This window comes from Dermabacter hominis NBRC 106157 (assembly GCF_001570785.1).
Lineage (GTDB): Bacteria > Actinomycetota > Actinomycetes > Actinomycetales > Dermabacteraceae > Dermabacter > Dermabacter hominis.
Map to the genome: position 1 here is coordinate 17092 of NZ_BCSI01000014.1, position 10686 is coordinate 27777.

At 62.3% G+C, this 10686-nt stretch carries 9 protein-coding genes and 1 tRNA gene; 9 read left to right on the top strand and 1 reads right to left on the bottom strand.

What is annotated here, in order from left to right; genetic code table 11:
* Positions 1-45 precede the first annotated feature (45 nt).
* The 3 genes from DEHOM01_RS09005 to DEHOM01_RS09015 all read left to right on the top strand — a co-directional run bounded on the left by DEHOM01_RS09005 (position 46) and on the right by DEHOM01_RS09015 (position 2767).
* Positions 46-1059, top strand: a complete 1014-nt coding sequence (locus tag DEHOM01_RS09005) for a methionine ABC transporter ATP-binding protein (protein ID WP_061212472.1) — start codon at positions 46-48, stop codon at positions 1057-1059.
* Positions 1056-1760, top strand: coding sequence for a methionine ABC transporter permease (locus tag DEHOM01_RS09010; RefSeq protein ID WP_217998007.1), 705 nt, complete (start codon positions 1056-1058; stop codon positions 1758-1760). The genes DEHOM01_RS09005 and DEHOM01_RS09010 overlap by 4 nt, the downstream gene beginning before the upstream one ends.
* A gap of 152 nt (positions 1761-1912) precedes the next feature.
* Positions 1913-2767, top strand: coding sequence for a MetQ/NlpA family ABC transporter substrate-binding protein (locus DEHOM01_RS09015; RefSeq protein WP_082738828.1), 855 nt, complete (start codon positions 1913-1915; stop codon positions 2765-2767).
* A gap of 7 nt (positions 2768-2774) precedes the next feature.
* On the opposite strand, the gene DEHOM01_RS09020 is transcribed toward DEHOM01_RS09015, so the two are convergent.
* Positions 2775-4958: a S9 family peptidase gene (locus DEHOM01_RS09020; protein ID WP_061212474.1), complete on the bottom strand. Its 2184-nt coding sequence runs from the start codon at positions 4956-4958 to the stop codon at positions 2775-2777.
* Positions 4959-5145: 187 nt separating this feature from the next.
* Here DEHOM01_RS09020 and DEHOM01_RS09025 point away from each other — a divergent pair.
* The 6 genes from DEHOM01_RS09025 (at position 5146) to rbsK (ending at position 10504) form a co-directional block, all read left to right on the top strand.
* Positions 5146-5236 (top strand) — tRNA-Ser (locus tag DEHOM01_RS09025).
* A gap of 101 nt (positions 5237-5337) precedes the next feature.
* Entirely contained in the window at positions 5338-6339 is a 1002-nt protein-coding gene (locus DEHOM01_RS09030; RefSeq protein WP_061212475.1) for a sugar-binding transcriptional regulator, read from the top strand.
* Positions 6340-6421: 82 nt separating this feature from the next.
* Positions 6422-7075 carry a deoxyribose-phosphate aldolase gene (deoC, locus tag DEHOM01_RS09035; protein ID WP_061212476.1) on the top strand — a complete coding sequence of 218 codons (654 nt, stop codon included), beginning with the start codon at positions 6422-6424 and terminating at the stop codon, positions 7073-7075.
* 32 nt (positions 7076-7107) lie between these two features.
* Complete coding sequence (fucP, locus tag DEHOM01_RS09040) at positions 7108-8499, top strand: L-fucose:H+ symporter permease (protein WP_061212477.1); 1392 nt, start codon at positions 7108-7110, stop codon at positions 8497-8499.
* A complete protein-coding gene (locus tag DEHOM01_RS09045) occupies positions 8496-9548 on the top strand; it encodes an aldose 1-epimerase family protein (protein ID WP_061212478.1) in 1053 nt (350 codons plus the stop codon). The genes fucP and DEHOM01_RS09045 overlap by 4 nt, the downstream gene beginning before the upstream one ends.
* Positions 9545-10504 (top strand): ribokinase, encoded by a 960-nt coding sequence (gene rbsK, locus DEHOM01_RS09050; RefSeq protein WP_061212479.1) that lies wholly within the window; start codon positions 9545-9547, stop codon positions 10502-10504. Before DEHOM01_RS09045 ends, rbsK begins: the two co-directional genes overlap by 4 nt.
* Positions 10505-10686 lie beyond the last annotated feature (182 nt).

The window sequence follows — 10686 nt, forward strand, 5'->3', positions numbered from 1 at the left end:
AACTGACATCTGCCTTCGCGCCGCGTTTCACGGATACTGGAGCGCGTGATCACACTTGACGGCCTTACGAAAGTCTTCCCCGGAACCGGCGGTGCCGAGGTTCGCGCCCTCGACGGCATCTCACTGAACGTCGCCGAAGGCGAGATCCACGGCATCGTCGGCCGCTCCGGCGCTGGTAAATCGACGCTGATTCGCTGCCTCACGGGGCTCGAAAAGCCCACGAGCGGGACCGTTCGGATCGGCGACACCGACATCGCCGCGCTCAATGGTCCTCAGCTGCGAACGGCGCGACGGAAGATCGGCATGGTCTTTCAGCACGCGAACCTGCTGGACTCGCGCACGGCCGCACGCAACATCGCGCACCCCCTCGAGATCGCCGGCTGGTCGCGCGCCAAGATTCGCGAACGCGTCGCGGAGCTCATCACTCTCGTGGGACTCGAGGGTCGCGAAAACAACTACCCATCTCAGCTCTCCGGCGGGCAGATTCAGCGCGTCGGTATCGCACGCGGCCTCGCGGCACGACCCCAGGTGCTGCTGTGCGACGAACCCACGAGCGCACTCGATCCAGGAACAACCCGGCAGATTCTCGCGCTCATCAAGAACCTCAACCGTCGCCTCGGCATCACGGTCCTCCTCATCACCCACGAGATGAGCGCGGTACGCGAAATTTGCGACCACGTGACTCTCCTCGAGGACGGCGCGATCGTGCAGACTGGCACCCTCCTCGACGTCGCCTCCGACCCCTTCGGCCGACTCGCCAAAGAGCTCATTCCGCTCCCGCCAGCACCCACGGGTGTCGATGCGAAGATCGTCAACCTGGACTACGGAAAATCGCCGGTCGTCAACAACGTTAACGACATCGTGCGCTTCACCGAGGAGCACGACGCCCTCGCCGAGGTCGTCGCCGCGTCGATCGAAACCATCCAGGGACAGCAGATCGGCCGCGTGCAGCTCGCGCTCCGCAATGCCGATAACAGTCCCATCAGTGCGCCGGGCTTCGCCAAGTTTGTGAAGGACTGCGCAGACAACAACATCGTCGCCGCGGAGGTGCAGCCGTGACCCAGTGGTTCCAGGAGTTTTTCTCCGACCCGATCTTTACCTCGACGAGCACGAATAACTCGCTGTGGATCAACACGGGTCTCACGATCTACATGGTCGCGTGGACCATGGCACTGAGCGTCGTCATCGGCATTCCCCTGGGGATCGGTCTTTTTGAGCTCTCGCGCGCCCACGGCCGCGTTGCCCGACTCGCCTATCAGGTGCTCGGCTTCATCGTGAACGTGCTGCGCAGCTTCCCCTTCGTCATCCTCATCATCGCCCTCCTGCCACTCGCGAAGGCGATCGTCGGGCGAGGAACGGGGCCAAACGCCGCCATCATCTCCCTCACGATCGCCGCCGTTCCCTTCCTCGCGCGACTCGTTGAAACCGCGCTCAGGGAAATCCCCGCCGGCAAGCTCGAGGCAGTCGAGATGATGGGAGCCAGCCGATTCCAGGTGATCCGGCATGTGCTGCTCGCCGAAGCGCTTCCCGGCATCATCGCCGGCATCACCACGACAACGATTGGCGTGGTCGGCTACACCGCGATGGCGGGCACCGTCGGCGCCGGCGGCCTCGGTGACCTGGCCTTCCGCAAGGGGTACTTGAGCTACAACGACACGGTCATGATCACGACCGTCGTCGTCCTCGTCATTCTCGTCGTGATCGTTCAAGTCGTGGGGGACTGGGCGTCCCGAGCGGTCGATCACCGAGCTAAGGGCTAGGCGCACGCGGGTTCACTACGGGGCAGTCCGACGTCGGACCCGCCCTACCGATCCCGCCACGCACGTTGTTGTCACGAAACGTCACATTTCTCGCGCCAGGCACGTCGCCCGGGGCAGGCTAGTGCCACACGAGATCATCTAAGGAGACCATTATGACGAACCTCAACCGCCGTACCCTCCTCACCTCCGCCGCCGGACTCGCGGGCATCGGCCTGCTGAGCGCATGCGTGTCGAACTCCCCGGGCACCGATGGGGAGAAGGGTGAATCGGGCCCCAACTCCGTGCTCAAGGTCGGAGCCTCCCCCGTTCCTCACGCCGAGATTCTTCAGTATGTGAAGGATGAGCTCGCGAAAGACGCTGGGCTCGACATCGAGATCGTCGAATACACCGACTACATCCTGCCGAACAAGGACCTCGAGGCGGGCGACACCGACGCGAACTTCTACCAGACCCCGAACTTCCTCAAGAACGAGATTGAAGAAAACGGCTACAAGTTCACGGCCGGCAAGGGCGTGCACATCGAGCCTCTTGGCCTGTACTCGGAGAAGGCGAAGAGCATCGAAGAGATCGCCGAGGGCGGCGAGATCGCGCTCAACAGCGATCCCGCGAACACCGCGCGTGGTCTGAGGCTTCTCGAATCGGCGGGGCTCATCTCGCTCGGTGACGCCCCCGAGGACGCTCTCGTCAAGCCCGAGGATGTCAAGGAGAACCCAAAGAACCTCAAGTTCACCGAGCTCGAGGGCGGTCAGATTCCCCGTTCGCTCGGCGACTTCGCCGCGGCCGTCATCAACGGAAACTTCGCGCTCGAGGCGGGGTTGAAGCCCAACAAGGATTCGCTTTTCCTGGAGCCAGGGGAAGACAGCCCCTACGCGAACCTCCTCGTATGGCGAAGCGAGGATGACGGTAACGAGCATCTCAAGAAGCTCGAAGAGCTCCTGCACTCGGCCGAGGTGAAGGCCTTCATCGAGAAGACCTACACCGACGGCTCCGTCATCCCCGCTTTCTAAGAGGGCGTTAGATCAGTTCGGTCGCCCCGAGCTGATCGAGTACGAAGGCGTATTCCTCGGCGCGCTGCTCCCACCGGGCGTAGCGCCCCGAGCGGCCACCGTGGCCGGCAACCATCTCGCACTTGAAGAGGATCGGGTGAGAGGGGACGGCCTCGCCGCCCTCGTAGTTGCGGGTCTGTTCGCGAAGGCGAGCCACCCACTTGGCGGGCTCGACATAAAACACGCGGATGTCGTTGAGACTCGTTGTCGCGAGGATGGCCGGGTACTGCACGCCCCGGATGTTCTCATAGGGCGAGTACTCCTTCATGTACTGGTACACCTCGGGATCCTCGAGCGGGTTGCCCCACTCCTCCCACTCGCCGACGGTGAGGGGAAGGCTCGGGTCGAGGATTGTCGTGAGAGCGTCCACGAACGGCACGCCGGCGACGATGACGCGGAACGTTTCGGGCGAGAGGTTCGCTACCGCACCCATGAGCAGGCCGCCCGCGCTTCCGCCATTTGCCGCGATGCGGTTCTTGTCGAACCAGCCTTCGCTCGCGAGGAACTGTGCGGATTCCACGAAATCACTGAACGTGTTCTTCTTGGCGAGCTTTTTGCCGTTCTCGTACCACTCGCGCCCCATTTCGCCGCCGCCGCGAATGTGCGCGATCGCGACGACCACCCCGCGGTCCATGAGGCTCAGCCAGAACACCGAAAGCGTTGGATCCGTGGGGACTTCGTAGCTTCCGTAGCCGTAGAGGAAGCCGGGGTTCGTGCCGTCGGGTTCGACGTCGGCGCGTGCCATGAGCGAGATCGGGATCTTCGTGCCGTCATGAGCCGTCGCCCACAGGCGCTTTTCTACGTACTTCGTGCGATCGAAGTTCGGGACGGGAGTTTCCTTGAGGATCTCCGGTTCGCCACCCGAGGCGGGAATCTGCGCGACAGTCGTGGGCGTGAGCATCGAGTCGAGCGTGTAGCGAATCGTCTCGTCGTCCCAGTTGCGGTTGTGCGCAAGATAGACCGCATCGAGCTCGCCGCCGTGCGAAATGTCGAATGCGGAGGCGGTATCCCACCCCGTGCTGCTTTCGGCGTTCTGCTCGCCGCTCACCTGATCGCGCTGCAGCACGCGCACGGTGGGCAGCCCCGCCGCGCGCATGGTGATCGCGACGTGGCTCTCGAAGGCGTCGGCCGCCTCGATGCGCTCGCCCTCTGCGGGGGCGAGGATCTCGCGCCAGGTTTCTTGCGACTCGGCACCGCTCGCGTCGAGCTCCTGGCGCGCAAGGGCAAATCCCTTGTGGTCGCGGTTGTGGATGACGAGGTAGTGGTCGCCCGCATGCTCGACCGAGTACTCGACGCCCTCGACGCGACCCGCGACTGAACGAGGCTCCTGAATCGGGCTCTCGAGTGACGTCACGAGCGCCTCAGACGTGACGCGCGAGGCCGTCTCGATGATGAGGGCCTTCCGGTTGCGGCTCGCACCGGCTGCAGTCGTGAACTTTTCGTCGTCCTCCCGGAACAGAAGGCGGTCTTCCGACGCTGGCTTGCCAATCTCGTGGACCCAGATTTCACACTGACGCCACGCCTCATCATTCTTGGCGTAGACGATTTCCGAGCCGTCGAGCGAGAACGCCAGACCGTAGGCAACGTCCTTGACGGAATCGTCGATCACGTCGCCCGAAGCGAGGTCCACGATGCGAAGCGCATACACCTCGCCGCCAGAAGTATCCACGCTGTAGGCGAGGCGGTTCGATTCGTCGTTGAGGGTGATGCCGCCGAGCTGGAAGAACTCGGTGCCTTCCGAGAGTGCTTGTGCATCGAGATACACGTGCTCGCCGGGAAGCAGTTCGTCGTTTTCGGCATCGACAACGGGACGCTCGGGGCTATCCGCGAGGGCGATGCGGCTAAAGCGCGGGTAGTTGTCGCCCTCCCGCGTGCGCGAGATGTACCAGTAGTCCCCATCGCGAAACGGAACCGAGCTATCGGTCTCCTGCGTGTGGCTCTTGATCTCCGAGACGATCTGATCGCGGAGCGGGTGAAGCGGCTCGAGGATCTGATCAGCGTAGGCGTTCTCGGCGTTCAGATGGTCGAGGACCTCCTGGTTTTCCTTGTCGCGCAGCCAGTCAAAGTTATCGACCACCGTGTCGCCGTGATGCGTGCGCTCGATGGGCTTCTTCGCCGGTACCGGCGGCTTCATGAAAGTGTTGTCAGTCATGGGCACAACCCTATAGGGGCCTCAGCCGTCGGACCTGCGCGTTCCGAGCTGCGTACCTAGGGCCCTTGCACTCGTGCTCCTTCGGTGCCCGCTTCGCGAGTCGTTTTCCCTTGCACGCCACGTGACCTGCCTCCCACCAGGTAGCCTCAACTTTGACGTAAGGCGACGAATCGGTAAAGTATTCCGCGGTAGCGTGTCCGAGCGGCCGAAGGTGCAACACTCGAAATGTTGTGTACGGCAACCCCGTACCGCGGGTTCAAATCCCGCCGCTACCGCCACGAAAACGAGCCGTAGCCTCAAGCTTTGGGGTTGCGGCTCGTTTGTTCATCCGGCCCGGAGTGCGAGCGGCGGCTCGTGCGCGACAACGAGGTGGCGAGACATGACGAGAACCGATCGTCATGGTTTGACCGTGAGGGATCGACTCGCCCTCGATGCGGCCAAGCTCTACTATTCGGGACTTTCGCAAGCCGAAGTCGCCGAGCGTCTTTTCGTTAATCGCGCGACCGTGTCGAAGCTTCTCTCGACTGCCCGACGCAAGGGGCTCGTTCGTACGGTGATTCGTGATCCAAGGGAAATGGACACGGAACTATACGGAGCGCTCAACGCCGCCTACGATCTCTCGAGCCTGCGCCTCGTGGTGCCGGTGGGCCGCGGTCCCATGGATAAACGCCATGCACTCGGTGTCGCGGGCGCCGAACTCCTCGAAGGGCTCGTGCAAGTCTCCGACACTCTCGGGATGTGGTGGTCGCAGACGACGTGCGAAGTTGCGCGCGGGTTCCGGCGCACGGCAACCCGGGGAGTGAGAATCGTGGGGCTCAACGGCAGCGACGATTCGGCGCACGACCTCGCGGCGTGGGAATCCGCCCGCGAGCACATTGAACGGGAGCTCGGGTGGGAGACCGTGGCCGCGCGCAGCCCGCACATTTACTCGAGCCTCAGTGACAAGCTCGAGAGTGAGCGCACCCCCGAGGCGAGGGCGGTGCGCGCCGCCCAGAACGCGTGCCGCATCACCGTGTTCAGCACCAGCAGCGCGCACGCACTTATGGCGCGCCAGCCGGACACGCTGAGTGAAGACGAACGCGCGAGGATCGAGTGCACGTCCGTTGGTCACATATGTGGCCACTTCATCGATGCCGATGCGCGGATATGCGAGCCGATCGTCAATCAGCGAACCTCGGGTCTCTCGCTGGCGACGCTCCGCAACGTCGAGCAGAAAGTCCTCGTGGCCTGCGGGCCTGACAAGGTTGCCGCCATGGATGCGATCCTCGCCAACAGGTACGCGAACCACCTCGTGACAGACGTCGACACGGCACGCGACCTCGTGCGCATGAGCGAGGACCGTCAGCGAACTCGCGCGGATTCGCCAATCGCCGAACCCTAATGGCACATATGTGCCAAATCGGTCTCCCGAACGGTGCGCGCGCGTCCCTAACCTAGTGCTCTCTTCACACAAAGGAGTGAGCATGACTACACCGAACCAGATTGTGGACCACACTCTCCTGGCCCCCACGGCAACGCCTGACGAAATCGAGGCCCTCTGCCGCGATGCGCGCGACAACCGCTTCTACTCGGTATGCGTGAGCCCCACCTTCGTTGCACGAGCAGCGAGCCTGGTCGAGGGGAGTGACGTGCACGTGTGCACAGTCGTCGGCTTCCCGTCGGGCGCCCACACGAGCGCCGTGAAGGCCTACGAAACTCGCACCGCAGTCGAGGACGGGGCTGACGAGATCGACATGGTCATGAACCTCGCATCCGCAAAGGCCCACGACTGGGCCGCGGTCGAGAGCGACATCCGCGCAGTCGTCGAGGCGGCTCAGGGGCGAATCGTCAAAGTCATCCTTGAAACGTGCGTCCTTGAGGACGACGAGATCGTCGCGGCGTGCGTCGCCGCGCGCGCTGCCGGCGCCGACTTCGTCAAGACCTCAACGGGATTCGCGGGCGGGGGAGCAACCACCCACGCGGTTCAACTCATGCGTGAGACCGTCGGACCCGACATGGGCGTCAAGGCCTCAGGCGGCATTCGCACAGCGGCAGACCTCGACGCGATGGTCGCCGCAGGCGCAACACGCATCGGATCCTCCGCAGGCGCCGCTCTCCTGACCGCGCAGGGCAACTAACACACCACAATTGACGAAAGAGGAGGTCACCGGTGACTTCACCACAGACGACGAACGTCGACCAAGGGGTTCCCAACACGAGCTGGGGGCTCATTAAAGATCCGACCCGACAGCTACGCGACGGGTACTTGACGAAAACCCCAATCTTCCAATTCATTCTGCTGTCGATCTGCTTCCCCATGTGGGGCGCCGCGGCAAGCATGAACGACATCCTGATCACGCAATTCAAAGCCGTCTTCGACCTTTCGGACGTTGCCTCGGCATTCGTGCAGTCGGCGTTCTACGGCGGCTACTTCGTCATCGCGATTCCCGCTTCTCGCGTCATTCGACGCACCTCGTACAAGACCGGCCTCCTCATTGGCCTCACGGTTTACATCGCGGGCTGCATGCTCTTCTTCCCCGCGTCGACGATGGCGACATACACCGTGTTCCTTGCCTCGCTGTTCGCGATCGCCATTGGCCTTTCCTTCCTCGAGACGTCCGCCAACACCTATTCCTCGCTCATCGGCGATAGAAAGCACGCGACGCTTCGCCTCAACATCTCCCAGACCTTCACCGCGCTGGGGTTCCTGTCGGGCGCCGTCATGGGCAAGTTCCTCGTCTTTGAAGACGGAGATGCTCTCCATAGCCGCATCGCCGCGGCAGGCTCCGAAGCCGCACGTATGGAGATCACCGAAGCCGCACTCGGTCGAACCCTCGGCCCCTACAAGATCATCCTCGCGATCCTCGTCGTCCTCGTCGTGCTTATTGCGATCACGCAGTACCCGCACTGCAAACCGCTCAATAGCGACGCGAAAGAGGCCGAAGCTTCCATCGGCGAAACACTCGCCTACCTGGTAAAGAACAAGATGTTCATCGGCGGCATCATCACTCAGTTCTTCTACGTTGGCATGCAGACCGCCCTGTGGTCGTTCACGATTCGACTCGCGCTCAATCTCGACCACTCGCTCAATGAGAAGACCGCCGCGAACTACCTGATCGCCACGTTCATCGCCTTCTTCATCGGCAAGATCATCGCCAACGTTCTCATGACCAAAATTAACGAGGACGTCGTGCTGCTCATCTACTCGGGCCTCGGCATGATCACGATCCTCTACATCGTTCTCGCGCCGAACTTCACGAGCGTCTACGCGGCGATCGTCGCCTCCGCACTCCTCGGCCCGGGCTGGGCAACGATCTACGCACGTAACCTCGACACGATCAAAGACAAGCGCTTCACCGAAACGGGCGGCGCCATCATCGTCATGTCGATCATCGGCGGCGCGGTCATTCCCGTCGTCCAAGGCTTCATTTCCGATTCGACAGGATCCATGCGCTTCAGCTTCATCGTGAACTTCGTGTGCTTCCTCGCGATCTTCCTCTACTTTGTTGCGCAGTACAGGTCTTCCCACAAGGAAACGCTCACGACGGAGGCAACGAAATGACTCTGACAATCCCGCTCAGCGAGGCGCAATTTCCGCAGAGTCCGCACACCCTCTGCGCGAACGAGTCGTTCACCGTAGAAGCATTCTGCTACCCGAACGGCATCGCCTCAATCACCCTTCGAAACTCGCGAGGCTCGCTGGAGATCCTGCCGTTCATGGGCCAAATCATCTGGGGAGCCGAGTTCGACGGCATCGACCTCACGATGACCAACATGTTCGAGCAGCCCATGCCGGCACGCGAGATCGTGGACACCTACGGGTGCTTCGCTTTCCACTCCGGCCTGCTCGCTAACGGGTGCCCGAGCCCCGAGGACGACCATCCGCTGCACGGAGAATTCCCGTGCCTGCCTATGGCGAGTGCCCGCGTGGAGGTTGACGACGACGCTCTCTCGCTCGTCTCCGTCGGCGAATACGTTAAGGGATTTGGGCATCACTACCGGGCGGAGCCCCGCGTGACACTGCGAAAGGACAGCGCGATCTTCGACATCGGCATGGCCGTCACGAACCTGTCCGCGTACCAACCGATGCCTCTTCAGTACATGTGCCACATGAACTACGCCTTCGTGCCGGAGGGGCGGATGTCGCAAAACCTCCCCGAGGGCGCCTTCAAGCTGAGGTCCACGGTTCCCGCACACGTGACACCGACCCCGGCATGGGAGGCCATCAACGCCAGCATTACGCGAGGGGACGTCGACGCAGACTCCTTGCACGGCGCCGAAGCTTTCGATCCAGAGATCGTGTACTTCGCTGACGACCTCGCGCAATACGGCGAACGTGTGTATTGCGAACTGGCATTGCCCTCCGGGCCCCGGTTCGCGACGGAGTTTTCGAGCGAGGAGTTTTCCACGGCCACGCGGTGGATCCTCCATAATCCTGATCAAAAAGTCGCCGCCTTCGTGCTCCCCGGCACGTCACGGCCGGAAGGCTTTAAGGCGGCAAAGGCCCAGGGGACGCTCATCCAACTGGAAGCCGGACAAACGCGCGAATTCTGCGTGAGGACCGGGCTACTTGCCGAGAACGAAACACTTGACGAAGGAGAACTGTCGTGAGCATCGCTGTCGTGGGGTCGAACATGGTTGACCTCATCTCGTACATCGACCGCATGCCTGCCGAGGGCGAAACCGTCGAAGCCCCGAACTTCACAATGGGGTGCGGCGGAAAAGGTGCCAATCAAGCCGTTGCGTGCTCGCGTCTCGGCTCGAACGTCACCATGGTGACGAGGGTTGGCAACGACATCTTTGCCGAGAACACGATCCGGAATTTCCAGGACAACGGCATCGACACCACCCACGTGCTCACGACCGAGGCGACGAGTGGCGTGGCCCCGATCTTCGTTGATCCTGATTCGAAAAACTCGATCATCATCGTCAAAGGGGCGAATGCGCACCTGAGCCCGCAAGACGTGGAGAATGCACGCGAGGACATTGCGAAATGCAGCCTCATCATGCTTCAGCTCGAGATCGAGCTGGAGACCGTGTACTCCACGATTGAGCTCGGTAACGAACTCGGAATCCCCGTTCTCGTCAACCCCGCACCGGCCTCACCCGAGCTACGCCTCGACAAGATCCGCGGAGCCGAGTTCGTCGTGCCGAACGAAACGGAGCTTTCGCTCCTGTCAGGTATGCCCGTCGACGACATGGACGATGTGCTGAAGGCTGCTCAGGTGCTCCTCAACGTCGGTATTCGCAACGTGATCGTGACCCTCGGCCGAAAGGGTGCCGTGTGGGTCCACGAAGCCGGCTCGACCTACGTCGATGGACGTGCGGTTGATGCGGTCGACACCACGGGTGCGGGTGATGCATTCATCGGGTGCTTCTCCCACTACTGGGTTGAAACCGGAGACATCGAATATGCCATGCGCATGGCGCGCCTGTATGCCTCCGACTCCGTGACGCGGCACGGCACTCAGACGTCCTACGCCACGGGGGAGGACTTTCGTGGCCGCCTGGCAAGTGACATCGCCGAGGTGAACCTTCCGGGCGCGGCCAACGAGAAGAAGGCGTAGCGACGAAGAACCCCTTCGTAAACCCGCGGGGACTACGGGCGGCCGGCTCGTAGTCCCCGTCTTTTATGTGACCTAAGGCCCTAAAACCGAGTCAAATGAGCGGCTTTTTGGGTTGTTTTATGGTGTGGGCCACGAGTTGGGGTGTGTGGTTTGCGCAGGGGTGGTGTGGGGCGTAGTGTTTC

Excerpts from the sequence above, each read along its gene's own strand:
- DEHOM01_RS09045 (WP_061212478.1), top strand. The coding sequence starts at position 8,496 with ATGACTCTGACAATCCCGCTCAGCGAGGCGCAATTTCCGCAGAGTCCG.
- DEHOM01_RS09015 (WP_082738828.1), top strand. The coding sequence starts at position 1,913 with ATGACGAACCTCAACCGCCGTACCCTCCTCACCTCCGCCGCCGGACTC.
- deoC (WP_061212476.1), top strand. The coding sequence starts at position 6,422 with ATGACTACACCGAACCAGATTGTGGACCACACTCTCCTGGCCCCCACG.
- DEHOM01_RS09030 (WP_061212475.1), top strand. The coding sequence starts at position 5,338 with ATGACGAGAACCGATCGTCATGGTTTGACCGTGAGGGATCGACTCGCC.
- DEHOM01_RS09020 (WP_061212474.1), bottom strand. The coding sequence starts at position 4,958 with ATGACTGACAACACTTTCATGAAGCCGCCGGTACCGGCGAAGAAGCCC.